This window comes from Sphingomonas sp. OTU376, from assembly GCF_038440415.1.
GTDB lineage: Bacteria > Pseudomonadota > Alphaproteobacteria > Sphingomonadales > Sphingomonadaceae > Sphingomonas > Sphingomonas kyeonggiensis_A.
This window is the reverse complement of sequence record NZ_JASATQ010000042.1, coordinates 16102-38380: the sequence shown is the minus strand read 5'-3', so window position 1 is coordinate 38380 and position 22279 is coordinate 16102. Positions and strand designations below refer to the sequence as shown.

26 protein-coding genes are annotated in these 22279 nt (G+C 67.7%); 11 read left to right on the top strand and 15 right to left on the bottom strand.

Annotated features, from left to right (window positions below; genetic code table 11):
- Positions 1-3: 3 nt before the first annotated feature.
- Entirely contained in the window at positions 4-714 is a 711-nt protein-coding gene (locus AAHM44_RS16640) for a hypothetical protein (protein ID WP_342250686.1), read from the top strand.
- Between the two features lie 158 nt (positions 715-872).
- On the opposite strand, the gene AAHM44_RS16635 is transcribed toward AAHM44_RS16640, so the two are convergent.
- Positions 873-1313 (bottom strand): Rrf2 family transcriptional regulator, encoded by a 441-nt coding sequence (locus tag AAHM44_RS16635; protein WP_269572972.1) that lies wholly within the window; start codon positions 1311-1313, stop codon positions 873-875.
- 88 nt (positions 1314-1401) lie between these two features.
- Here AAHM44_RS16635 and AAHM44_RS16630 point away from each other — a divergent pair, with 88 nt between their 5' ends.
- Entirely contained in the window at positions 1402-2190 is a 789-nt protein-coding gene (locus AAHM44_RS16630; protein ID WP_342250685.1) for a class I SAM-dependent methyltransferase, read from the top strand.
- A gap of 145 nt (positions 2191-2335) precedes the next feature.
- Here AAHM44_RS16630 and AAHM44_RS16625 read toward each other — a convergent pair whose 3' ends face one another.
- Genes AAHM44_RS16625 through ubiA form a run of 3 tightly spaced genes read right to left on the bottom strand, consistent with a single transcriptional unit; the run spans position 2336 to position 5418 of the window.
- Positions 2336-3118, bottom strand: a complete 783-nt coding sequence (locus AAHM44_RS16625; protein WP_342250684.1) for a 3'(2'),5'-bisphosphate nucleotidase CysQ — start codon at positions 3116-3118, stop codon at positions 2336-2338.
- Complete coding sequence (locus AAHM44_RS16620) at positions 3111-4457, bottom strand: TldD/PmbA family protein (RefSeq protein ID WP_269572975.1); 1347 nt, start codon at positions 4455-4457, stop codon at positions 3111-3113. The genes AAHM44_RS16625 and AAHM44_RS16620 overlap by 8 nt, the downstream gene beginning before the upstream one ends.
- Positions 4458-4503: 46 nt before the next feature.
- A complete protein-coding gene (ubiA, locus tag AAHM44_RS16615; protein WP_269572976.1) occupies positions 4504-5418 on the bottom strand; it encodes a 4-hydroxybenzoate octaprenyltransferase in 915 nt (304 codons plus the stop codon).
- Positions 5419-5532: 114 nt separating this feature from the next.
- On the opposite strand from ubiA, the gene AAHM44_RS16610 reads away from it, so the two are divergent.
- Together AAHM44_RS16610 and AAHM44_RS16605 are read left to right on the top strand one after the other, a co-directional pair.
- Positions 5533-6234 (top strand): hypothetical protein, encoded by a 702-nt coding sequence (locus AAHM44_RS16610; RefSeq protein WP_342250683.1) that lies wholly within the window; start codon positions 5533-5535, stop codon positions 6232-6234.
- Positions 6235-6373: 139 nt separating this feature from the next.
- On the top strand, positions 6374-7114 hold the full coding sequence (locus AAHM44_RS16605) for a 16S rRNA (uracil(1498)-N(3))-methyltransferase (protein WP_342250682.1): 741 nt from the start codon (positions 6374-6376) through the stop codon (positions 7112-7114).
- A 113-nt stretch (positions 7115-7227) separates the two neighbouring features.
- Here AAHM44_RS16605 and AAHM44_RS16600 read toward each other — a convergent pair whose 3' ends face one another.
- A complete protein-coding gene (locus AAHM44_RS16600) occupies positions 7228-8529 on the bottom strand; it encodes a methyltransferase family protein (RefSeq protein ID WP_342250681.1) in 1302 nt (433 codons plus the stop codon).
- A 126-nt stretch (positions 8530-8655) separates the two neighbouring features.
- Here AAHM44_RS16600 and AAHM44_RS16595 point away from each other — a divergent pair, with 126 nt between their 5' ends.
- From AAHM44_RS16595 to AAHM44_RS16580, 4 genes are read left to right on the top strand one after another with little or no spacing between them, the layout of a single operon-like run.
- On the top strand, positions 8656-10560 hold the full coding sequence (locus AAHM44_RS16595) for a M61 family metallopeptidase (RefSeq protein ID WP_342250680.1): 1905 nt from the start codon (positions 8656-8658) through the stop codon (positions 10558-10560).
- Positions 10561-10602: 42 nt separating this feature from the next.
- Positions 10603-11151 carry an inorganic diphosphatase gene (ppa, locus tag AAHM44_RS16590; RefSeq protein WP_269572981.1) on the top strand — a complete coding sequence of 183 codons (549 nt, stop codon included), beginning with the start codon at positions 10603-10605 and terminating at the stop codon, positions 11149-11151.
- Positions 11148-11831: a hypothetical protein gene (locus AAHM44_RS16585; RefSeq protein WP_342250679.1), complete on the top strand. Its 684-nt coding sequence runs from the start codon at positions 11148-11150 to the stop codon at positions 11829-11831. The genes ppa and AAHM44_RS16585 overlap by 4 nt, the downstream gene beginning before the upstream one ends.
- Positions 11828-12478, top strand: coding sequence for a DUF1345 domain-containing protein (locus AAHM44_RS16580; RefSeq protein ID WP_342250678.1), 651 nt, complete (start codon positions 11828-11830; stop codon positions 12476-12478). Before AAHM44_RS16585 ends, AAHM44_RS16580 begins: the two co-directional genes overlap by 4 nt.
- Before the next feature lie 123 nt (positions 12479-12601).
- Here AAHM44_RS16580 and AAHM44_RS16575 read toward each other — a convergent pair whose 3' ends face one another.
- From AAHM44_RS16575 to ispG, 4 genes are read right to left on the bottom strand one after another with little or no spacing between them, the layout of a single operon-like run.
- Positions 12602-12961: a TfoX/Sxy family protein gene (locus tag AAHM44_RS16575; RefSeq protein ID WP_342250677.1), complete on the bottom strand. Its 360-nt coding sequence runs from the start codon at positions 12959-12961 to the stop codon at positions 12602-12604.
- Complete coding sequence (locus AAHM44_RS16570) at positions 12961-13437, bottom strand: GNAT family N-acetyltransferase (RefSeq protein WP_269572985.1); 477 nt, start codon at positions 13435-13437, stop codon at positions 12961-12963. Before AAHM44_RS16570 ends, AAHM44_RS16575 begins: the two co-directional genes overlap by 1 nt.
- Positions 13434-14336 (bottom strand): DMT family transporter, encoded by a 903-nt coding sequence (locus AAHM44_RS16565; protein WP_342250676.1) that lies wholly within the window; start codon positions 14334-14336, stop codon positions 13434-13436. The genes AAHM44_RS16570 and AAHM44_RS16565 overlap by 4 nt, the downstream gene beginning before the upstream one ends.
- Complete coding sequence (gene ispG / locus AAHM44_RS16560) at positions 14333-15457, bottom strand: flavodoxin-dependent (E)-4-hydroxy-3-methylbut-2-enyl-diphosphate synthase (RefSeq protein ID WP_184164397.1); 1125 nt, start codon at positions 15455-15457, stop codon at positions 14333-14335. The genes AAHM44_RS16565 and ispG overlap by 4 nt, the downstream gene beginning before the upstream one ends.
- Positions 15458-15596: 139 nt before the next feature.
- Between ispG and AAHM44_RS16555 the strand changes: the two genes are divergently transcribed.
- A complete protein-coding gene (locus tag AAHM44_RS16555) occupies positions 15597-16808 on the top strand; it encodes an acyltransferase family protein (protein WP_342250675.1) in 1212 nt (403 codons plus the stop codon).
- Positions 16808-17644 (top strand): S1/P1 nuclease, encoded by an 837-nt coding sequence (locus AAHM44_RS16550; RefSeq protein ID WP_342250674.1) that lies wholly within the window; start codon positions 16808-16810, stop codon positions 17642-17644. Before AAHM44_RS16555 ends, AAHM44_RS16550 begins: the two co-directional genes overlap by 1 nt.
- Here AAHM44_RS16550 and AAHM44_RS16545 read toward each other — a convergent pair.
- The 6 genes from AAHM44_RS16545 to AAHM44_RS16520 all read right to left on the bottom strand — a co-directional run bounded on the left by AAHM44_RS16545 (position 17641) and on the right by AAHM44_RS16520 (position 20727).
- On the bottom strand, positions 17641-18639 hold the full coding sequence (locus tag AAHM44_RS16545; protein WP_342250673.1) for an alpha/beta hydrolase: 999 nt from the start codon (positions 18637-18639) through the stop codon (positions 17641-17643). The genes AAHM44_RS16550 and AAHM44_RS16545 overlap by 4 nt on opposite strands.
- Positions 18640-18695: 56 nt before the next feature.
- Complete coding sequence (locus AAHM44_RS16540; protein ID WP_269572988.1) at positions 18696-18908, bottom strand: PF20097 family protein; 213 nt, start codon at positions 18906-18908, stop codon at positions 18696-18698.
- Between the two features lie 37 nt (positions 18909-18945).
- Positions 18946-19215, bottom strand: coding sequence for a hypothetical protein (locus tag AAHM44_RS16535; protein WP_269572989.1), 270 nt, complete (start codon positions 19213-19215; stop codon positions 18946-18948).
- Between the two features lie 113 nt (positions 19216-19328).
- The gene (locus tag AAHM44_RS16530; protein ID WP_269572990.1) at positions 19329-19592 is read right to left on the bottom strand and encodes a hypothetical protein; all 264 of its coding nucleotides are present in this window, start codon (positions 19590-19592) and stop codon (positions 19329-19331) included.
- The gene (locus AAHM44_RS16525; RefSeq protein WP_342250672.1) at positions 19589-19804 is read right to left on the bottom strand and encodes a toxin-antitoxin system HicB family antitoxin; all 216 of its coding nucleotides are present in this window, start codon (positions 19802-19804) and stop codon (positions 19589-19591) included. The genes AAHM44_RS16530 and AAHM44_RS16525 overlap by 4 nt, the downstream gene beginning before the upstream one ends.
- Before the next feature lie 17 nt (positions 19805-19821).
- Complete coding sequence (locus AAHM44_RS16520; RefSeq protein WP_269572991.1) at positions 19822-20727, bottom strand: SPFH domain-containing protein; 906 nt, start codon at positions 20725-20727, stop codon at positions 19822-19824.
- A gap of 129 nt (positions 20728-20856) precedes the next feature.
- Between AAHM44_RS16520 and AAHM44_RS16515 the strand changes: the two genes are divergently transcribed.
- On the top strand, positions 20857-22221 hold the full coding sequence (locus tag AAHM44_RS16515; RefSeq protein ID WP_342250671.1) for a serine hydrolase domain-containing protein: 1365 nt from the start codon (positions 20857-20859) through the stop codon (positions 22219-22221).
- Positions 22222-22279 lie beyond the last annotated feature (58 nt).

Sequence of the window (22279 nt, the reverse complement as noted above, 5' to 3'; positions counted from 1 at the left end):
GCCGTGCCCACCGATGTCGATCGCGAACTGAACCGGATCGGGAGCACGCTGGACCGCGTGCGCAGCCGCACCGACCTGGCCGTCTCCAGCCGCAACCGCCAACACCGCGAGGCCGAAGTGGTCCGCCGGCTCGGGCGGATCGCGGCGGCGGACGGCGCGATCCTCGTCGGCGCCATCGCCTTTGCACTGATCGTGGCGCCGCTGGGCATCATGGGCGCGATGCTGGTGGCGGTGCTGATGATCGCGGCGACGATGCTCTTCGCCGTAATGCCGGCGAGCACGCCGGTGAATGTCGAGAAGCTGGCGGAGATCCCGCTCAAGGCGCTGCCGCGCTCGACCGAGCGCTGGCTGGAGACGCAGCGCCCGGCCCTGCCCTCGCCGGTGCGCGGGCTGGTCGATTCGATCGGGGTGAAGCTGGAGACGCTGGCGCCGCAGCTGGCGACGCTCGACGAGAACAGCCCGGCGGCGGTGGAAGTGCGCAAGCTGGTCGGCGAGCAGCTGCCCGAGCTGGTCAAGGGCTATGGCCGCGTACCCGAGCCGCTGCGCCGGGTGGAGCGCAACGGCCTCACCCCGGACCAGCAGCTTGCCCAGGGCCTGCAGCTGATCGACGACGAGATCGCCGAGATGACCGCGCAGCTGGCGCAGGGCGACCTCGACAATCTCGCGACGCGCGGGCGGTTCCTGCAGATCAAGTATCAGGGCGAAGAGGGCTAGGCGCGGACCTATCCGGGCGCGTCGTGCTTCCAACTGTTCCCCGGCGAAGGCCGGGGCCCAGTTGCACTGTCGCCCGCGAGGGTAGACCGCCCCAACCAGCTTCGCCGAAACCGGGCCCCGGCCTTTGCCGGGGAACTGAAGAAGTATGTTGGCAGGGCCTAATGCGGCCAGCCGCCCGCCGCGCAGCGCGCGTCGAAGCTGCGGGCCAGCTCGGCCAGGCTGACCGAGCCCAGCCGCGCCACCAATAAAGCCTCCGCCTCGCGCAGCGCATCGTCCAGCGCTTCGTTGACTGCCTGCTCGACCGCGCAGGCCGGGTTCGCATGCTCGCTGCCGATCGCGAACAGGGTCGGGCCGCCGACGGCGCGGTGGATGTCGAGCAGCGAGACCTTGTCGAGATCGGCGGCGATCGCCCAGCCGCCGCCATGGCCCTTTTCCGAGCGGACATAGCCCGCATCACGCAGCCCCGCCATCGTCCGGCGGACGACCACCGGATTGGTCTGGAGCATCTGGGCGATGTGCTCCGACGTCATCGGCCCGTCGTGCCGCGCCATGTGGAGCAGCACATGGAGCATCCGGGATAGGCGGCTGTCCTTTCGCATCCTGTCTTTCCTCGGGCGCGCCGGGCCGGTTGGCAAGCGCGTGCTTTCACGATACTTGTATTGTTACATGATTCGCGAAAGGCAGCCAATGACCGAGAAGAAGCACGAGAACCCCGCGCATTGGGACGAGACGGCGGCCAATTACGAGCGCACCGCCCATCCCTTCACCGCGCAGTTCGCCGAGGCGGCGCTGGCGCGGGTGACGCTGACACCCGGCATGCAGGTGCTCGACGTGGCGGCGGGGACCGGCGCGCTGACGCTGGCCGCTGCGCGGAGCGGCGCCTATGTGCTCGCCACCGATTTCTCGGCCGGGATGGTCGCGCGGATCGCCGCCGCGAAGCTGCCCAATGTCGATGCGGAGGTGATGGACGGGCAGGCGCTCGACCTGCCGGATGCGAGCTTCGACATCAGCTTCTCGATCTTCGGAGTCATCATGTTCCCCGACTGGCGCAAGGGGCTGGCCGAGATGGCGCGGGTGACGAAACCCGGCGGGCTGGGTGTACTCGCCACCTGGCGGAGCGAAGGCGCGGCGACGTTCCTGCTGCTCTCGCAGATCCGGCGGCGACTGTTCCCCAGGCTCGACGGCAAGACCAGGCTGCCCGAGGGCGCGGTGGCGCTGGGCGATCCCGAATGGCTGTCGGCCGCGATGGTCGATGCCGGGTTCGCGGCGCCGGAGATCAGCCAAGTGACGCATGATTTCGTGCTGGACGTGTCGCAGCTCGACACGCCGGACGAATTGTTCGGGATGAGCCCGGACTGGGTGGCGCTGGATGCGGAGCAGCAGGCGGCGGTGGTCGAGGAGGTGCGGCGTATGGCCGATGGGCAAGCGGTGTTGCCGATACCCTCGACGGCGCTGATTGCGGTGGCGGGGCGGTGAAGTTCTGATGACGGAATAGTATCAGCTGTTCCCCGGCGAAGGCCGGGGCCCAGTTGCAATGTTGCCTGAGAGGTTAGACCGCGCCAACCAGCTGTGCCGAAACTGGGCCCCGGCCTTCGCCGGGGAACTTAAGGGAGGAAACTAACTAGCTCTCCAGCGCTTCCCGCGCGCGGTGCGCCAGCCGCTCGACCGCGGCTTCGTGGATGCCCGGCGCGCTCGCAAGCAGGCCGAAGGCCTTGGCACTCGGCGTGTTGAAGGCGAGCGGCTGGCCGAGCACATCGGTGATCACCCCGCCCGCCTCGTGCACCAGCAGCACGGCGGCGGCGACGTCCCATTCATTGCCCCAGCGGATCGTGGCGAGCAGGTCCGCCTCGCCCGCCGCGACCATCGCGATGCGCAGCGCGATCGAATTGGGCTTGTCGACGATCACCAGGTCGGCATCGACCTTGGGCAAATGGTCGGTCGGCATGCGCGATCCGGCAAGCTGGTCGCGCGGGGTGACGTGGAGCTGCACGCCGTTGCGCGCGGCGCCCCTGCCCGCTTCGGCGATCCAGCGCTCGCCGCGCGCCGGCGCATCGAGCACGCCGATCACCGGCGCGCCGTCCTCGACCAGCGCGACCGAGACCGACCAGCCGGGACGGTGGCGGAGATAGTCGCGGGTGCCGTCGATCGGATCGACCACCCAGATGCGCCGGGCGTCGAGCCGCGCGCGGCTGTCGGCGGTCTCCTCGGACAGCCAGCCGGCATCGGGAAGCAGCGCACTCAGCCGTTCGCGGAGCAGCGCGTCCAATTCGAGATCGACATCGCAGACCGGGCTGCCGGGCACCTTCTCCCAGCGTTTGAACTCGGTCTCCCAGCGCGTCATGGCGAGGCGGCCCGCCTCCGCGGCGATCGCCGCGACTTCGGAGGCGAGGCCGGCTTCAGGCACCGGCGATCGTCATGCCGTCGATGCGGATCGTCGGCGCGTTGATCCCGTAGCGGAACTCGAGATCGTTCGCCGGGGTCATCGCGAGGAACATGTCCTTCAAGTTGCTCGCGATCGTGATCTCCGAAACCGGGCGGGTGATCTCGCCCTTCTCGATCAGATAGCCGGCGGCACCGCGGCTATAGTCGCCGGTGACGCCGTTGACGCCCTGGCCGATCAGCTCGGTGACGAGGATGCCATAGTCGATCTCGCCGACCAGCGTTTCCGCCGGGATATGGCCGGCTTCCATATAGAGGTTGGACGGCGCCACGCCCGGCGCGCCGCCGATGCCGCGCGAGGCATGGCCGGTCGGCTCGAGACCGAGCTGGCGGGCCGAGGCACTTTCGAGCAGCCAGGTCTCGAGCATGCCGGCATCGACCAGCTTGACCGGCTGGACCGGCAGCCCCTCGCCATCGAAGGGGCGCGAGCGCAGCCCGCGCGGGCGGTGCGGATCGTCGCGGATCGTCACGCCCCTGGCGAAGACCTGCTGGCCGAGCCGATCGAGCAGGAAGCTGGTCTTGCGGGTGATCGCGGCACCCGAGATCGCGCCGAGGAAATGGCCGATCAGCCCGGCCGAGACGCGGCGATCGAAGACGACCGGCATCGCGCCGCTGGGGATCCTGGCCGGATCGAGCCGGGCGACCGCGCGCTCGCCGGCGAGCGTGCCGATCGCCTCGGGCGCCTCGAGCTGGGCGGCGTGGCGGGCCGAATGGTGCGCATAGTCGCGCTGCATGTTGCCGCCGGCGCCGGCGAGGACACTGGCCGAGATGCCGTGGCTGGTCTGGGCATAGCCGCCGGTGAAACCGTGGCTGGTCGCGAGCGTCATCACCGAGCGCGAGGCGCCGGCGCTGGCACCCTCGCTGTTGGTGACGCCCTCGACGCTGCGCGCGGCCTGCTCGGCGCGCTCGGCCAGGGCCTTGAGGCTCTGCGGATCGACATGCGCGCCGTCGTCGAGATCGAGCTGGGGCGGGGCGCCGTGGAGCAGCCTGTCCTGCGGGGCGAGGCCGGCCCATTTGTCCTCGGGCGCTTCCTTCGCCATCGCGACGACGCGCTCGACCAGCATGTCGAGTGCGGCCGAACTCAGGTCCGAGGTGGAGACGCTGGCCGAGCGCTGGCCGATGAAGACGCGCAGGCCGAGTTCCTCGCTCTCGGAACGCTCGACATCCTCGAGCGCACCCATGCGGACGGAGACGGACTGCGAGCTGTCGGCGGCGAACACGGCATCGGCGGCATCGGCGCCCGCCCGGCGCGCCCGCGCGACGACATCGGCGGCGCGTTCACAGGCTTCGGAAATGGTCAGCATCGCGCCGACTTAGGTATGCCGAGGCCGAAGGTCAAAGCGGCAGCAGTCAAAGCGTCTGGCCGACGACGAAGCAGGCGGCGAACATCAGCAGCCCGGCATTGCGGTTCGACCGGAAGCGCGCGAGCGCGTTGGCGCCGTCGGCGGTGTCGAGCGTCGCGACCTGCCAGAGCAGGTGGAGCGCCATCGGCAGCAGGGCGAGGAGCGCGAGCCAGTCGGGGCGGAGCTGCCAGATCGCGGCGCCCCAGCAGGCTATCGCGACGACGTAGAACGCCGTCACGCCGCCCTGGATATGCGCGCCCATCGCGCGGGCCGAGGAGCGGACGCCGACCAGCGCGTCATCCTCGATATCCTGGATCGCATAGATGGTGTCGTAGCCGATCACCCAGGCGATGCAGCCGGCATAGAGCAAGGCGAGCGGGAGCAAGGGCTGGGTGCCGATCTCGGCCCAGCCGACCAGAGCCGCCCAGGAGAAGACCATGCCGAGCCAGGCCTGGGGCCACCAGGTGATCCGCTTCATGAAGGGATAGGCGGCGACGGGCGCGATGCTGGCGAGCGCCACCAGCCGCGCCGGCCAGTGGAGCTGGAACCAGACGACCAGCCCGACCAGACAGAGCAGGCCGAGCCAGAGCAGGGCAGCCTTCACCGACACCGCGCCGCTCGCCACCGGGCGGCTGCGGGTGCGGGCGACCTGGCGATCGAGATCGCGGTCGACGATGTCGTTGAACACGCAGCCGGCGCCGCGCATCGCGATGCTGCCGAGGAGAAGCCAGAGGATCAGATCCCAGCGCTCGACCGCACCGCCCGACAGCGCGACCGCCCAGGCGCCGGGCCAGAACAGCAGCCACCAGCCGATCGGCCGGTCGAACCGGGCGAGCAGGGCATAGGGTCGTGCGGCGGCGGGGAGCAGGCCCACCAGCCCGCGATGCTCGGTATCGGGTACGATCTGCTGCGCTTCGGCCATGGCCTGTCCCTCCGCGCCTGCGCGCCAAAGATCAAGCCCGCAACATTCTGGCATACTCCTGCGACAAAGCGGGCGCAGGCGCGGGTTGCCTTTATTTCACCCGGGAAACAGTCGATGCGCCTTTTCCTCGCCAGCCTGACGCTTGCCGCTGTCGCCACCCCTGCCCTGGCCGATGATGCGCCGAGCTTCTTCATCAGCCCGATGGGCGAGCCGTTCCGCGGGCCGGACGCGCCCAATATCTGGTTCGACAAGGCCGATGCCAATCATGACGGCGTGCTTACCCAGGACGAAATGGAAGCCGATGCGGCGCGCTTCTTCGCGACGCTCGACAAGAACAAGGATGGCGAGCTCGATCCCGAGGAGATCGAGAATTACGAGACGGTGGTCGCGCCGATGATCAGCGTCGGCGGCTATATGGGCGACCAGCCGGAAAGCACCGAAGGCGATGGCGACGGCCAGAAGCGTGCGCCTGCCTATGTCGCGCAGGGCGCCGCCCGCTTCGGCTATTTCGACTATCCCGAGCCGGTGGTGGTGGCCGACACCAATTTCGACCGCGGCGTGGATGCGCGCGAGTTCCGCGTCGCCGCCGACAAGCGCTTCGCGCTGCTCGACAAGAATGGCGACGGCAAGCTGGAGAAGTCCGAACTGCCCAAGATCGAGAAGGCGAGCTTCAGGCCCGGCAAGCGCGGCAGCGGTGGTGGTCGCGGACGCGGTGGGCATGGCGGCGGCGGGCGTCGCGGTGGCGGCGGCTATGGCGGTGGCTATGGCGGTGGCGGCATGGGCTCGGGCGGTGGCATGGGTGGTATGGCCGACTAAGGCCGCCTTTTCTCGTCACCCCGGGCTCGACCCCGGGGGCCCCGCTGTTTCCAAACCAAGCAGAAACGGGACCCCGGCTCACGGCCGGGGTGACAGGAAAATGATTCAACCGGATTGGGTTCCAGTCTAGAGCATTGCCATGCCCGCTACGCCCGCCTGGCCGCCCCAGTCCGCCCCGCGCCTGTTCGTCGAGACCGAGCTTTCGCCCGGCGAGATCAAGATCGACGGCCCGCAGGCGCATTATCTGATCTCGGTGATGCGGATAAAGATCGGCGAGGCGATCAAGCTGTTCGACGATCGCACCGGCGAATGGGCCGGGGTGGCGCGCGTGATCGGCAAGCGCGACCTGATCCTCGAAGTGACCGACCAGTTGCGCGAGCGCGAGCCGGTGCCGGACCTGTGGCTGTGCGCCGCGCCGATCAAGAAGGGACGGATCGACTGGATCGCGGAGAAGGCCTGCGAACTGGGGGTCGACCGGCTGGTGCCGGTGCTGACCCGGCGCGCGGTGGTCGACAAGCTCAACCTCGAGCGGCTGCGTGCGCACATGATCGAGGCGGCCGAGCAATGCGGGCGCACTGCCCTGCCCCGGCTCGACGAGATGGTGAAGCTGCCCGCGCTGCTGCGCGACTGGCCCGAGGCACGGGTGCTGTTCTTCGCCGACGAGACCGGCGGCGTGCCGGCGGTGGACGCGATGCGCGCCAATCCGGGACCGGCGGCGATCCTGATCGGGCCCGAGGGCGGGTTCGACGAGAGCGAGCGCGAGGCGATCAAGGCGCATCCGAAGGCGATCGGGATCGCGCTGGGGCCGCGGATCCTGCGGGCGGAGACGGCGGCGGCGGCGGCGGTGTCGCTGTGGATGGGGGCTGCGGGGGACTGGTGATCGCCGCGTATCACCAACCGTCACCCTGAACTTGTTTCAGGGTCCAATTCTCCACCAACGATATCTTCCGAGGCGCGCTGGATGCTGAAACAAGTTCAGCATGACGGAGTGGATCAGGCCGGCCGCAGCTTGCTACCCACCCAGGCGAAGAAGCGCGGCACCGGGGCGTTGCGCTGCATCCAGGCGCTGTATTCCTGATAGGCCGGATCGGCACCCAGGTGCAGCTCCTCGGTGCGGGCGCGCCAATAATAGATGCCGCTGACCACGCCCATGATGGCCGCGTTGCGCAGCCCCTCGACCCAGCTGGTGGTGGCGAGGAAGGGCAGGCCCGAGAGCCACCAGAACAGGTTCTTCGACAGATAGGCCGGGTGGCGGCTCCACGCGTACGGCCCATGGGTCAGGACACCGCGGTGCGTGAGGTTGGAGAAGCGCAGGCCGAAGGCGATCGTCGCCCAGGCATAGATGCCGGTCAGCACCACCAGCACCGCGCCGAGCCCGCCCAGGATCCAGGGATGATTGGCGAACCAGAAGGTCCAGTCGGCGCTGCCCGGGTGATAATCGAGCACGCCGCCTTCGTTCATCAGCACGAAGGGCGGGTAGCAGATCAGCGCCGCGGTCCAGCCCGCCGCATAGGGCGTGGCGCTGCGGATGTGCGAATCGAGCGGGCGCATCGTCAGGATGTAGCCGGCGGTGGCGAAGGCCACGTCGATCACGAACATGAAGCTGATGCAGTAATTGGCGATCACCGCCGGGCTGTCGAACATGCGCGCGAAGTTCCAGCCGACGAAATCGCCGAAATTGGGCGGTACGATCGAGAGCATGAAGGCGAGGAAGAAGCCCTTGATCGCCCAGCTGCGCAGATGGTTCTGGATCGCCGGGATATCGATCGGCTCCTTGATCCCCATCAGCCAGGCGCCGAGATGCCAGGCACCGTCCTTCGGCTGCACCAGCTTGCGATCGAGCCACAGGACATAGGGGATGGAGAGCAGGAACAGCGCCGGCGCCGCCATCTCGATGCACCAGATCGACCAGCCGAAATTGGCGTAGCGGCCCGTCCACCAGAAGCGGAACGTGGCATAGATCAGCGCGATCCCGCCCCAGGTGAGCCAAAGGCCGGTGAGCTTGGTGATCGAGATGTCGAGCGTATCCCTGAGCGTGCGCTTCGAGGACCAGTCGATACCGGTGCTGCGGTTCAGGTGGACCTTGTCGATAAAGATCGACCAGAGCACCATCGGCAGGGCACAGGCGACGACATTGACCAGTGCCGAATAGGGCCCGTCCATGCCGTAGAAAGTCGCGATCGCGGTCCACAGGCTCATGCCGGCCAGGCCCGCCATGCCGACACCGGTACTCACCGCCGAGCGGGGCCGCGGATCGGCCTGGCTTTCCGCCGTCAGCTTGGGATCGTGATACATGGCGGAAACGAGTAGCGCGCAATGGTTAGCGTCCCGTGAAGGATTGCTGTCACGCGCAGGTCTTTACGCTTCCGCCCGCAGGGTCCTATGACCCTCCCACTCGAAAATGAGAGGTCGCTTCCACCGATGATCCGTGCGCTTGCCGCAGCTGCCCTGCTCGCCTCCGTCTCCGCTCCCGCCATCGCCCAGAATTCGGTGGTCCAATCGGCGCCGGCGCAGACCGCGCCCTATCCGAACACCATCCCCGATGCGCGCGACGTCGCCTATCCCGGCACGCTGACGCTCGACATCGACGCGACCGACATCACGCGCGGCATCTTCAACGTGAAGGAGACGATCCCGGTCGCGAAGAGCGGGCACATGGTGCTGCTCTATCCGAAGTGGATTCCCGGCAAGCACGGCCCGCGCGGCGAGATCGAGAAGGTCGGCGGTCTCGTCATCAAGGCGAACGGCAAGGTGATTCCGTGGAAGCGCGATCCCGTGGACGTCTATGCCTTCCACATCGACGTGCCGGCGGGCGCGAAGAAGCTCGATGTAAGCTTCAACTTCGTCTCGGCCACCGTGGGCGACCAGGGCCGCATCGTGATGACGCCCAACCTGATGAGCCTGCAGTTCTTCTCGCTGAGCCTCTATCCGGCCGGCTATTTCGTCCGCCGCGTGCCGATCCAGGCGAAGGTGACCTATCCCCAGGGCTGGACCGCCAGCTCGGCGGTGGACGCCAAGGTGGCCGGCAATGTCTACAGCTATGACAAGACCAGCTACGACATCCTGATGGACTCGCCGGTGCTCGCCGGCCGCTATTACCGCCAGCTCAAGCTGAGCGACCGCGTGACCATCGAGACCTATGCCGACAGTGCCGAGGAGCTGGCCGCCAAGCCCGAGCAGATCGCGGCGCATGCCAAGCTGGTCGACCAGGCAGTGAAGACCTTCGGCGTCGAGCATTATGATCACTACCGCTTCCTGCTCTCGATCAGCGAGGAACTGGGCGGGATCGGCGTGGAGCATCACCGCAGCTCGGAGAACGGCACGGGCCTGGGCTATTTCACCAAGTGGGACGAGAAGGCGACCAGCCGCAACCTGCTGCCGCACGAATACACCCATAGCTGGGACGGCAAGTTCCGCCGCGGCGCCGACCTGTGGACCCCGGACTATCGCGTGCCGATGCGCGGCTCGCTGCTGTGGGTCTATGAGGGCCAGACCCAGTTCTGGGGCTATGTGTTCCAGGCGCGCTCTGGGCTGGTGAGCAAGGCCGATACCCTGGATGCCTATGCCAATATCGCCGCCAACCTCGACAATCGCCAGGGCCGCACCTGGCGCCCGATGGGCGACACCACCAACGATCCGGTGATCACCCCGCGCTCGCCAAAGGGCTGGGTGAGCTGGCAGCGCAGCGAGGACTATTACAACGAAGGCCTGCTGATCTGGATGGAAGTCGATTCGATCCTGCGCGAGAAGTCGGGCGGCACCAAGTCGATCGACGATTTCGCGCATATCTTCTTCGGCGGCCGTGACGGCGATTTCGGCGAGCTGACCTACACGTTCGACGATGTCGTCGCGACGCTCAACCAGGTCCTGCCCTATGACTGGCGCACGCTGCTCAAGGAGCGTGTCAACGACGTGTCGGAGCATGCGCCGCTCAGCGGGTTCGAGCGCAACGGCTACAAGCTGGTCTATAACGACACCCCCAACAAGGTGACGCCCAAGACCGCCACCGACCTGTCCTATTCGATCGGCCTGTCGATCGGGCCCAAGGGCATTACGGGCGTGATGTGGGGCAGCCCGGCGTTCGACGCAGGCATCACCCTGGCCGACGAGATCGTCGCGGTGAACGGCGCGGTGTTCAGCGGCGACAAGCTGCGGGACGCGGTGAAGGCCGCCAAGGGCAGCAAGGAGCCGATCAAGCTCACCGTGAAGCGCGGTTCGCGCTACCGCGACGTGGCCATCGACTATCATGACGGGCTGCGCTATCCGCACCTCGAAAAAACAAGTGAAGGAGAGGCTGGCCTGGACAAACTCCTCCAGCCCAAGTGAGGCCGGAGGGGCGCAACCGCCCAGCTAAGGGATAACAGCAGCGTGCGTATTGATCTTATTCCGGTGGGTGATGATCCGCCGAACAGCCTGAACGTCATCATCGAAGTGCCGGTCGGCGGCGAGCCGGTGAAGTATGAGTTCGACAAGGAGAGCGGTGCGCTCTTCGTCGATCGCATCCTGCACACTCCGATGCGCTATCCGGCGAATTACGGCTTCGTGCCGCACACCCTGTCTCCCGACGGCGATCCCCTCGACGCGCTCGTCATCGCGCGCTCGCCCTTCGTGCCGGGCTGCGTTGTCCGCGCCCGCCCGATCGGCGTGCTCAAGCTCGAGGACGAGGCCGGCGGCGACGAGAAGCTGATCTGCGTGCCGGTCGACTCGACCTTCCCTTACTATTCGGACATCGGCGAGCGGCAGGACCTGCCCTCGATCGTGCTCCAGCAGATCGAGCACTTCTTCAAGCACTACAAGGACCTCGAGTCCGAGAAGTGGGTGCGCATCGGCCAGTGGGGCGATGCCGAGGAAGCCAAGAAGATCGTGATCGAAGCGATCGAAGCCGCGAAGAAGGCCAAGGAGGCCGCCGCGGCTTGAATGGCGCGCTGGCCTGGCGACTGTGCGCAGTGGCCGGGCTGGCGACGCTGGCAGCGTCGATGGGGTTCGGGCGCATCCCGGACCTCGTCGCCTGCGGCCCCACCCATGGTGCCGGGCCGATCATTGCGCTCGAGCTGGTCCGCAATCCCGCCGAGCTCGCCGAACTGTTCGGCGCCCCGCCCTGTTCGGAGAAGTTCCGCATCGCGCAGCTGAGCGCGAGCTGGTGGGACGCGCTCGTCTTCATCCCCGCTTACGCGACCTTCCTGGTCCTCGGCGCCTGGGCGCTGCGCCACGGCGCACGCACGCTGGGCCTCGCCGCGATGGGCGTGCTGTTCGCCGCCGCGCTGTTCGACCAGGTCGAGGGCGTGATCCTGCTCCAGATCCTGCCGGTCGGCCCCGATGCGCAGAGCCTGTTCGACATGCTGTTCGTCGTGGTGCGCACCAAGTTCGCACTGCTCGGCATCGGCGAGCTGATGTTGTCGCTGCTGGCATGGCGCGGAACCCTGGTCGCCAAGCTTACCGCCGTGCCGCTGGCGGCAGGCGGGCTGGTCTCGCTCTGGTTCCTGCTGAGCGAACCGCACCATCCCTGGATGATGCAGGCGCACAGCTATGGCTGGATGGCGCTGCTCGCGCTTGCCGTGGCGGGTGCGATCAACCCGCGCTGGGTGCGCCGGGCATGAGCGCGCCGCATCGCCGCGGCATCGGCAATGTCGTGGCGCCGCCGCGCTTCCTGCTGTTCCTCGCAGCGACCCTCGCGTCTGGCTGGATCCTGTTGCCGGCGGTCGGCCTGCATTTCGGCGTCATGCTGGCCTTCGATATCGGCGCGACCGCCTTCCTGATTTCGACGATACCCCTGCTGAGCCACCGCGCCAGCGGGATGCGTGAGAGCGCCTGCCGCAACGATGCCAACCGGCCGATGCTGCTGCTGATCACGGTAATGGTGGGCGCCGCTGTGTTCACCTCGATCGCCGCCGAAGTGCTGAGCGGGATCAAGTCCAACCCCTGGGCGCTGCCCGCGATCCTCGGCACACTGGCGCTGAGCTGGACGTTCAGCAACACCATCTACGCGCTGCACTATGCGCATATCTTCTACACGGCGGCACGGAACGGCGCCGATTCGGGCGGGCTGGAATTCCCGGACACCAAGGAGCCCGATTACTGGGACTTCCTCTATTTCGCGGTCTGCCTGGGCATGACCTTCCAGACCAGCGACGTGACCATCTCCAGCCGGCGCCTGCGCCGCGTGGTGACCGCGCACTGCCTGGCGGCGTTCGTGTTCAACCTGGGCATCCTGGCGTTCACGATCAACGTGCTGGGCGGCGGCTAGGCGATCGTCACCCTGAACTGGCTTCAGGGTCGAACCCTTCGCGAGGAAGGGGCAAGAGGCTCGAGCGCTTCCCCGCGCCGCACGTTGGATGCCGACGCAAGTTCAGCATGACAAAGAATGCGGTCAGCGCTTCCTTGGCTTTGCCTTGGGCTTCTTCGGCGGTGCGCGACGGGCCGCATCGAGCGCGAGCAGCGCCCAGCGGCGCAGTTCGTCGGCATCGTCATAGGTCTCGTCGGGCGCGCGGCGATAGTTGAGCGACTGGACCTTGCCGTCCTCGCGCGTGACCGAGAAGCGCTCGGCATCGCCCCATTCGGCATCGCTCTCCGCATCCGCCTTGAGCCACAGCGCGTCGAAGGCGAGGATCGCGAAGGCCAGCCCGTCGCAATAGAGCGCCGCGCCGCCGAACAGCCGCTTCGAGGTGACCGTGCCGATCGGCTCCATCGTCTCCGCCACCCAATCGACCAGGCCCTGGTCGATCGCCATCAGCCGCGTCCGGCCAGCTTGAGCAGCGCATCGCCCGAGACGCGCTGCACGGTCCATTCTTCCATCGCCTCGGCGCCCATCGCCCGGTAGAAATCGATCGCCGGCGTGTTCCAGTCGAGCACCGACCATTCGAAGCGGCCGCAATCCCGGTCGAGCGCGATGCCCGCCAGATGCCGGAGCAGCGCCTTGCCCGCCCCCGCGCCGCGCGCGTCGGGGGTGACGTACAGGTCTTCGAGATAGATGCCGGGCTTGCCGGTCCAGGTCGAGAAATTGTGGAAGAACAGCGCGAAGCCCACGGCCACGCCGTCCAGCTCGGCGATCAGGCTTTCGGCAACGCGGGTCTCGAACAGCGCCTTGTGCAGCATCGCCTCGGTCGCGACCACCGCGTCGGGCTCGCGCTCATAGACGGCAAGCTCGCGGACCAGGCCGAGGATCAGCGCGACGTCGTCGGGGGTGGCGGTGCGGATGGCGATCATGAAAGGGCGGGCTCCACTTCGGGCTCGGCGATGCCGGGCTTGCTGCGCGCCGCCATCACGCATCCGGCGACGATCAGCAAGGTGCCGCCGATGGTGAGTAGCGTGAGCGGCTCGCGGAAGAACAGCCAGCCCATCAGTGCCGCCCAGATGAAGGCGGTATATTCGACAGTGAGCAGCACCTGGGCCTCCGCCCTGGCGTAGGCCCAGGACAGCAGCAGCAGGGAGACGATCGCCAGGCCGGCCGCCAGCACCACCAGCCACCATTGGCCGGGTGCCGGCATCACCAGCAGCCAGGGCGCCGGCAGCGCGAACAGGCCTAGGATGATCCAGTTCTGGAAGAAGGCGATCTCGATCGGCCCGGCCTGCTGCGCCTGGTGCCGCGCGATGACGAGATTGACCGCGTAGAACACCGCCGAGGTGAGGATCGCGATCATGCCCAGCGCCGAATCGGGCCGGTGCGGCGCGCCGAGTTGCCCGGCCAGAATGATGCCGACCCCGGCCAGGCCGAGCAGCGAGCCGAGGATCGAGCGGGTGCCGATCTTCTCGTGCAGGAAGACCGCGGCGAGCGCGAGCGCGATCAGCGGGGCGATGAAGGTGAGCGCGATCGCCTCGGCCAGCGGCACGCGGACGATCCCCCAGAAGAAGGCGATCGCCATCACCGCGATCACCACGCTGCGGATCGCATGGATGCGGAGCACCCGGGCCGACGGCAGGCGCTGCCCGGAAAAGGCGAACAGCGGCGTCATGATCGCCGCGCCCGCCACCAGCCGCCAGAAGATCGCGGCATAGGCGCCGATGACGAGGCTGATCCCCTTCATCACCGCGTCCATGATCGAATAGAGCGCAATGCCCGCGCAGGCGGCGAGCAGCGCCGCGACCACGCGCTGCCGTGCGGTCACTCCGCGGCTTGCGCGGCGGCCTCGCTGGCCGCCTCGATCTCCGCCGCCTTGGCCTCGACCAGCTTGACGATGTGATCGAGCATGTCGGCATCGTTCACTGTGTGATCGGTGACGCCCGACAGATAGACCATGTGCTTGCCATTGCCGCCGCCGGTGAGGCCGATATCGGTCTCGCGCGCTTCGCCGGGACCGTTGACCACGCAGCCGAGCACCGAGAGCGACAGCGGCGTGCGGATGTGCTGGAGCCGGTCCTCGAGCGCCTGCACCGTGCGGATCACGTCAAAGCCCTGGCGCGCGCAGCTGGGGCAGCTGACGACGCGGACACCGCGATTGCGGATACCGAGCGCCTTCAAAATCTCGAAGCCGACGCGGACCTCTTCCTCCGGCTCGGCCGAAAGGCTGACGCGGATCGTGTCGCCGATGCCGAACCACAGCAGCGAACCGATGCCGATCGCCGACTTGACCGTACCGCCGACGAACCCGCCCGCCTCGGTGATGCCGAGGTGCAGCGGGCAATCCACTGCGTCGGCGAGCTGCTGGTATGCGGCGACGGCCAGGAACACGTCCGACGCCTTCACCGCGACCTTGAACTCGTGGAAGTCACGGTCCTGGAGCAGCTTGATATGGTCGAGCGCCGATTCAACCAGCGCCTCGGGGCACGGCTCGCCATATTTCTCGAGCAGGTCCTTCTCGAGGCTGCCGGCATTCACGCCGATGCGGATCGCGCAGCCATTGGCCTTGGCGGCGTTGACCACTTCGTTCACGCGGTCGGCCGAGCCGATATTGCCCGGATTGATGCGCAGGCAAGCGGCGCCGGCATCGGCGGCTTCGAGCGCTCGCTTGTAGTGGAAATGGATGTCCGCGACGATCGGCACACGGCTGGCACGGACGATCTGCTTGAGCGCCGCGGTCGATTCGACGTCCGGGCAGGAAACGCGGATGATATCCACGCCGGCATCCTCGCAGCGGCGGATCTGGTCGATCGTCGCGCGGGCATCGGAGGTGGCAGTGTTGGTCATGGTCTGCACCGTCACCGGCGCATCACCGCCAACGGGCACATTACCCACCATGATCTGACGGCTGGGCCGCCGGACGATATCGCGCCAGGGACGTACGGACATGGCGGCCATATAGGCGCTTTGGCCCCGGGGGGCCAGTCGCCAGAATATCGAGATTCCGTGCAGATGCGCGCCCCGCGCTTTACGCGATGCTAAGCAACCCGGGTTAAGCTTGCAGGCTGTTCGATTAGCCCGAGGCCTGATGCGGCACGATCCTGTTCCCGTAGCTGCACCGCGAACCAGCCAGCGCCATTACGGCATGGACTGGCTGCGGATCGCTGCGTTCGGGCTGCTGATCCTCTATCACATCGCCATGGCCTTCTCGCCCTGGGACTGGGTGATCAAGACCGGCTATGCCTTCCAGTGGCTGATCCCGCCCATGGCGCTCCTCACCCCCTGGCGGCTGCCGTTGCTGTTCGCCGTCTCCGGCTATGCCTCGCGCAAGCTCTATGACCGCGCGCCCGGCGACTTCGCGCGGAGCCGTGCGCTGCGGCTGCTCATCCCGCTGGCCTTCGGCATGGCGGTGCTGGTGCCGCTCGAGATGTGGGTGCGGGTGATGGAGAATGGCTATCCCCATGGCTATCTCCATTTCTGGGCGCTCGACTACTGGCGCAGCGGCATCTTCTGGGGCCGCGAGTTCCCGAGCTGGGAGCATCTCTGGTTCGTCGCCTATCTCGCCGCCTACACCTTGCTGCTCGCGCTGGTGCTGGCGCGCGCTGGCGGGCGGACGCTGCGCGCGATCGACGCAGCGGCGGAATGGCTCACCCAGGGTCGCCGCCTGCTCTGGGTGCCGGTGGCGGCACTGGCGGTAGCGCGGCTGGCGCTGCTGTTCGTGGCGCCCGAACGCCAGGGGCTGCTGCGCGACTGGGGCGGGCATGCGCAATATGTGCCGATCTTCCTGTTCGGCTTCGCGCTGGCGGGATCGCCCGGACTATGGGCGGCGATCGCGCGCAACTGGAAGCCGGGCGCGGTGATGGCGGCGCTGGCCGGCGCGGTGGTCGTATCGGTCGAGCTGGCCTGGCCGGGCGCCAGCGTGCCGCCGCATGAAGTGATGGCGCTCGATCGCGCCGCCCGCACCGCCATGGCCTGGGGCATGATCCTCGCGCTGTTTCACATTGCCGAGACGCGCTGGAACCGCGATCATCCGCTGCGCAAACCGCTCGCCGAGGCGGTGTTCCCCTTCTACATCGTCCACCATCCCGCGATCGTGCTGATCGCCTGGTATTCGCTGCCGCTGCACCTGAGCGCCCCGCTCGACTTCGCGCTGCTGCTCGGCGGCACGGCGAGCGTCTGTGCCGCGACCTATCTGATCGGCCGACGGATCGGCTGGCTGCGCCCGCTGATCGGACTCAACCGGCTGGCGAAGCCCGAACATCCTGCTAGGGAGACAGCGCCTGCCTCTGGAGTAGTCTGATGCGCTTTCTCGTGATCCTCGCGGCCCTGATCGGCTTCGCCGCGCCCGCCAACGCCTATTGGGAATATGGCCACCAGACGGTCGCCGCGATCGCCTGGCGCAACGTCACCCCGGCCACCCGCGCGAAGATCACCCAGCTGCTCCGCCACACCGACCTGCTCAAGACCGAGGGCTGCCCCGCGACCAATATCGAAGAGGCTTCGGTCTGGGCCGATTGCATCAAGAAGCTGGGCAATGACTGGCGCTACGCCTCGGTCTGGCACTATCAGGACGCCGACGTCTGCAAGCCGTTCGACGTGACCGCCGAATGCAAGGACGGCAATTGCGTCTCCGCCCAGATCGAGCGCGACGTGAAGATCCTCAAGGACCGCAAGGCGCCGCAGGTCGAGCGGGTGAAGGCCTTGCTCTTCCTGGTCCATTTCGTCGGCGATATCGGCCAGCCGCTGCACGGCGCCGAGCACGACCATGACGCCGGCGGCAACAAGGCGCAGGTCAGCTATGGCATCTACACCACCGACCGGCTGAACCTCCATTCGGTGTGGGACGGGCTGCTCGCCGAGCGCGCGATCACCTCGGGCCCGAACATCGTGCGCACCTATAGCCGCAAGGACCGCGCCGAACTGGGCGGGGGCACCGTGCAGGACTGGGGCAAGGACAGCTGGGAGCTGGCCAAGACCGTCTATGCCGACCTGAATGGCGGCGAGACCTGCAAGCCGATCACCACCCGCATCGCGATCACCGAGCCGATGATCGAGAAGTGGGTGCCCGAGGCACGCACCCAGGTCATCAAGGGCGGCCTTCGCCTTGCTCGCCTGCTTGACGAGGCCCTGGCCTAACGCTTCTCCGTGACGAACCCGGCGATGGCATCGACCAGCGCCGGGGCAACGGGCAGCGACGCATCGCCATAGGTCGCGATGCTCGCCATCCGCTCCTCGCTCGCGGCGATGCGGAGCACATGCGTCATCCCCGGCACGATCGCGAGCCTGGCACCCGGCCTTGCCCCGGCAAGCGCCTGGGCGTCCGGCACACCGATCTGGATGTCGCGATCGCCCTGGGTGACGAGCAGCGGCACCTTCAGCGACGCCGCGAGCCTGGGCGGATCATAGCGGAACTGATCGATCAGGAAGTCCTGCACCGAATCCGGAAACAAGGCGGGCAGCGGCGGCGGCATCGCGGCGGTGTCGGCATGCTTGCCGCTCTCCAGCGTATCGACGAGCGACAGCAGCGGCTCGAGCAAAGGTGCATTGGCCGGATTGGCGCGAAACTGCGCGCGCATGATCGCGGCGAGCGGCCGCCCGGCGGCGGCGACCAGCACCACGCCGCACACCCCTTCGGGCTGCCGCGCGGCGGCGAGCACGACCAGCCCGCCCTCGCTATGCCCGCCCAGCCAGATGCAGGAGCGGCCGGTACGCTTGCGCGCGACCTCGATCCAGGCGCGGACATCCGCCGCGTAATCGGCGATCGTGACATGATTGCCGTCCGCGACCGCCGCCCTGCTGCCAAACATGCCGCGCTTGTCGATACGCAGCGTGGCGACGCCGCGCTTCGCCAGCCCATCGGCGAGCTGGCGATAGGGCCCGCCGGCGACGCCATAACGGTTGTTGCCGTCGCGATCGGTGGGGCCGGAGCCGGGCACGATCAGCACCAGCGGCGCCTTGGGGTCTGGATCGATCAGCGTGCCGGCGAGATCCCCCTGCGGCCCCGGCGCGGTGATCTCGACACCCGCGGGCGCCTGCTGCGCAAAGGCCTGAGGCACGGCGGCAAATGCCAGCGCCAGCACAACCTTCAGAGAAGAATGGCCGGGGCGAACCCGGAATGCGTTGCCAGTCATGCGCAACCTCCCTTCTTGCGTCCCCGGCCGGAACCGCGCGCGACGCGACGCGCCGCCTAGCCCTTGGCGTAGTTCTCCAGGAAGCCACAGCGCGGGCAGCGCCAGGTCTGGATGCTGATCGGCTTGTGCGGCAGCTTGAGGCCGAGCAGCAGCGCCTTGCGGGGCGGCCCGGCTACCCAGCCCGTTGTCCGCCGATAGCTATCGCGATCGGCGAGCGTGAAACCTTCCTCCATAGAGCCCTGGCATTTCGGGCAGCTGTTCGACCGCATGGTCCCTCTCCTTCCAGTGCCGGGCACTGATCGTTCGTTACGCATCGCCGCCCCAGCGGAAACGCCAGTCGCCATCGGTCTTGCTGGCAATCAGCCACAGATAAGCGCCGATCACCGGCAGGAGCAGCACCAGCCACAGCCGATCGCGGTGCGTCGCGAAATTGACGATCAGGCCGACGATCGCGACAAAGGCAAAGGTCGCCGCCCAGCCCTGCCAGGTGACCGGCACCGCACCCAGGCCGAAGCGCTTGGGACGGAACCAATAGCCGGGGCGAACCGAGCCCTGCTCACGGAAGCGGGCGCCCATCACTGGAACAGCGCCAGGGCGATGCCGGCGACCAGCGCGAGCCCGGCGATGCCGAGCACATAGGGGAGATGCACGCGGCGGATATGCGTGGCGAGCAACATCGCGAAACCCTTTCAGTCAGCCTTGCCGTCGTCCGCGGCAGGCGAGGATGTGCGCCAGGCGACGACCAGGAACAGCGCCGTCGCGGCAAGGAACAGGATCAGCCAGGCGGCGACCCGCACCGGCTCGGGCGGAAGGATCACCGGGGTAAGCGCCATGCTGAACAGCACATAGGCGATGGTGACCGCCCAGCCCTGCCGCGTGCACGGCGTGATGTTGTATTTGGCGCCCCGGCGGATCCGGACGAACCATGCATCGGGACGCCGGGGCCGGGTCATGCTTCGTCTTCCCTTGCCTTGGGCGGTCGGCCGCGCCGGGCACGCACCGGCTCGGCCAGCTTCACGCCCCGGCGCCCCAGCGCCTCGCGCAGCAGGCATTCCACCTGGGCATTGACGCTGCGCAGGTCGGCCACCGCCGACCGCTCGATCGCCGCATAGAGCGCGGGATCGAGCCGGAGCGGGAAAGCTTTCTTCTGGGGCGGTTCGGACACGGGGTACGCCTTGATACTTACTGGTAGAGCGAGCCCGTGTTGACCACCGGCTGGGTATCCCGCTCGCCGCACAGCACGACCATCAGGTTCGATACCATGGCGGCGCGGCGCTCGTCGTCGAGATGCACCACGTCCTTGGCCGAAAGCTGGGCCAGCGCCATCTCGACCATGCCGACCGCGCCTTCGACCAGCGTCTGGCGGGCGGCGACCACGGCCTGGGCCTGCTGGCGGCGGAGCATCGCACCCGCGATCTCCTGGGCGTAGGCCAGATGGGTGAAGCCGCACTCGTCGACGGTGATGCCGGCGACGCGCAGCCGCTCGATCAGCTCGCCGCGCAGTTCGGTGCCGACCTGGTCGTGATTGCCGCGCAGCGTGACTTCCTGATGCTCGAAATCGTCATAGGGGTAGCGCGAACCGATGGTGCGCACCGCCGCTTCGATCTGGACGTTCACGAACGCCTTGTAGTCGTCGACGTCGAACAGCGCCTGCGCCGTGTCGGTCACGCGCCACACCACCTGCGCCGCCATCTCGATCGGGTTGCCGCGCAGGTCGTTCACCTTGATGCGCTCCGAAATGATGTTGTTGGCGCGCACCGAGACCTTCTTCTTGATCAGCCACGGCATGGCCCAGCGCAGACCGGTGGTGCGATCGGTGCCCTGATAGTCGCCGAACAGCGTGATCACCGCCGCCTGGTTGGGCTGGAGCAGGTAGAAGCCGCACAGCACGAACAGCTCGACGAGGATCGCGACAAGGAGCGTGGTGATCACGATCCAGTCGGCGATGCGGTCGATCTGCGAGAGCGCCGCGCCCGCCGCGACAATCGCGAGCAGCGCCACGAGCAGCATGCCATAGCCGCTTGCCGTGGTTGCAGTCTTCTCGCTGCTCTGGCGCAGTGCCGGCGCGGCGCTACGAACGTCAGTCATCATTACCTCCCGAAATTATGATATCTTATTTATATCGAGTCGGAACGCCCCGCAAGCGGAATCGGAATGCGGTTCATGCCCGGCTCATCCGCATTCGAGAGAGTGCCCGCCGTTCGAGAGGGGGAATCGATGCGACCTTTTCTGCCTGCCATGCTCTGCACCGTGATGCTGGCGACGCCGGCTTGGGCCCAGCCCTCCCCCGCAATGATCGCCCGCGATGCCGATTCGGCAATGGCCGCGGCAATCGATGCGAAGGGATCGGGCGCGGTGGTGCTGATCGCGCGGGGCGACACGGTGCTCTATCGCAAGGCACGCGGCATGGCCGAAGTCGAGCTGGGCGTGCCGCTCGCGCCCGACCAGGTGTTTCGCATCGCTTCGATCACCAAGAGCTTCACCGGCGCGCTGCTCGTCCAGATGGCGGCACGCGGCGAAGTCTCGCTCGATGCGCCGGCGGTGCGTTACCTGAGCGACCTGCCTCTGGATCCGCGGATCACGCTGCGCCAGCTGCTCAGCCATACTGCCGGCGTCAGCGAGACCGACGCAGTGCCGCAGCCGCCCTTCGGCAATGGCGAAGTACCGATCGCCGAGCAGGTGCGGCGGATCGCCGCGCGACCACTCGCCTTCGAGCCCGGTACCGCGCAGCGCTATTCGAACGCCGGCTATATCCTGCTCGCGGCAGTGATCGAGAAAGTGACCAGGCAAAGCTGGGACGAGGCGATGCGGACGCGCCTGTTCGTGCCACTCGGACTGGCCGAAACCGCCTATGACCGCTTGGACGACATCGTGCCCGGCCGGACGAGCGGCTATTCCAGTGACAAGGGCGTGCTGCGCAATGCCGCGCCGTTCAACGTCTCGATCCCCAAGACCGCCGGATCACTCCGCTCGACGGCTGCGAACCTGCTGCGCTGGATGCGGGCCTTGTCGCAGGGCCGGGTGGTCGGCACAGCTGGCTTTGCCGAGATGAGCAAACCTGCGCTGGCAAGCGTCGGTGTGCAGGAGCGCTATGGGCTGGGCCTCTATCGCTGGCAGATCCGCGGTCAGGACGCGATCGGGCATACGGGCCAGATCAACGGCTTCACCTCGGCGCTGTTCTACCTGCCCGCCGGAGACGCGACGGTGGTGGTGCTGGCCAACAGCGACAGCTTCGACGCGCAGACGCTCGCCCGGCGAATGGCGGCGATCGTGATCGGCAAGCCCTATCCGCTGCCACGCCCCAGCGCCGTTCCAGCCGAATCGCTGAGGCCGCTTGCCGGCAGCTATGGCAGCGATCCGGCAACGTCCCGCACGATCGCGGTGCAGGACGGCAGGCTGGTGATCAGCCGCCCCAATCGCGGCGGCATCCCGGCCGTGCTGGGCAGCGACGGCGCGCTCCGCTTCGTGCCCGACGAGCTCAGCTATTTCCTTCCGGTACGCGATGCGGAGGGCGCGGTGATCCGGCTCGACTATTTCGCCCGCGGCGAAGGCCCGGCACTGCCGCTGCCTCGCCAGCCCTGAACACGAAAAAGGCCGCCGGAATTGCTCCGGCGGCCCGGTTCCTGTCAGGCGAAACGCC

What these genes read in the sequence shown, in the direction of transcription:
- AAHM44_RS16610 (WP_342250683.1), top strand. Translation starts at nt 5,533, where the DNA reads ATGCGCCTTTTCCTCGCCAGCCTGACGCTTGCCGCTGTCGCCACCCCT.
- AAHM44_RS16600 (WP_342250681.1), bottom strand. Translation starts at nt 8,529, where the DNA reads ATGTATCACGATCCCAAGCTGACGGCGGAAAGCCAGGCCGATCCGCGG.
- AAHM44_RS16570 (WP_269572985.1), bottom strand. Translation starts at nt 13,437, where the DNA reads ATGATCGCCATCCGCACCGCCACCCCCGACGACGTCGCGCTGATCCTC.
- ubiA (WP_269572976.1), bottom strand. Translation starts at nt 5,418, where the DNA reads ATGGCCGAAGCGCAGCAGATCGTACCCGATACCGAGCATCGCGGGCTG.
- AAHM44_RS16530 (WP_269572990.1), bottom strand. Translation starts at nt 19,592, where the DNA reads ATGACCCGGCCCCGGCGTCCCGATGCATGGTTCGTCCGGATCCGCCGG.
- AAHM44_RS16575 (WP_342250677.1), bottom strand. Translation starts at nt 12,961, where the DNA reads ATGGCGATCGACCAGGGCCTGGTCGATTGGGTGGCGGAGACGATGGAG.
- AAHM44_RS16540 (WP_269572988.1), bottom strand. Translation starts at nt 18,908, where the DNA reads ATGCGGTCGAACAGCTGCCCGAAATGCCAGGGCTCTATGGAGGAAGGT.
- AAHM44_RS16520 (WP_269572991.1), bottom strand. Translation starts at nt 20,727, where the DNA reads ATGACTGACGTTCGTAGCGCCGCGCCGGCACTGCGCCAGAGCAGCGAG.
- AAHM44_RS16535 (WP_269572989.1), bottom strand. Translation starts at nt 19,215, where the DNA reads ATGGGCGCCCGCTTCCGTGAGCAGGGCTCGGTTCGCCCCGGCTATTGG.
- AAHM44_RS16620 (WP_269572975.1), bottom strand. Translation starts at nt 4,457, where the DNA reads ATGCTGACCATTTCCGAAGCCTGTGAACGCGCCGCCGATGTCGTCGCG.
- AAHM44_RS16580 (WP_342250678.1), top strand. Translation starts at nt 11,828, where the DNA reads ATGAGCGCGCCGCATCGCCGCGGCATCGGCAATGTCGTGGCGCCGCCG.
- AAHM44_RS16635 (WP_269572972.1), bottom strand. Translation starts at nt 1,313, where the DNA reads ATGCGAAAGGACAGCCGCCTATCCCGGATGCTCCATGTGCTGCTCCAC.
- AAHM44_RS16550 (WP_342250674.1), top strand. Translation starts at nt 16,808, where the DNA reads ATGCGCTTTCTCGTGATCCTCGCGGCCCTGATCGGCTTCGCCGCGCCC.
- AAHM44_RS16630 (WP_342250685.1), top strand. Translation starts at nt 1,402, where the DNA reads ATGACCGAGAAGAAGCACGAGAACCCCGCGCATTGGGACGAGACGGCG.
- AAHM44_RS16605 (WP_342250682.1), top strand. Translation starts at nt 6,374, where the DNA reads ATGCCCGCTACGCCCGCCTGGCCGCCCCAGTCCGCCCCGCGCCTGTTC.
- AAHM44_RS16515 (WP_342250671.1), top strand. Translation starts at nt 20,857, where the DNA reads ATGCGACCTTTTCTGCCTGCCATGCTCTGCACCGTGATGCTGGCGACG.
- ispG (WP_184164397.1), bottom strand. Translation starts at nt 15,457, where the DNA reads ATGTCCGTACGTCCCTGGCGCGATATCGTCCGGCGGCCCAGCCGTCAG.
- AAHM44_RS16555 (WP_342250675.1), top strand. Translation starts at nt 15,597, where the DNA reads ATGCGGCACGATCCTGTTCCCGTAGCTGCACCGCGAACCAGCCAGCGC.
- AAHM44_RS16595 (WP_342250680.1), top strand. Translation starts at nt 8,656, where the DNA reads ATGATCCGTGCGCTTGCCGCAGCTGCCCTGCTCGCCTCCGTCTCCGCT.
- AAHM44_RS16545 (WP_342250673.1), bottom strand. Translation starts at nt 18,639, where the DNA reads ATGACTGGCAACGCATTCCGGGTTCGCCCCGGCCATTCTTCTCTGAAG.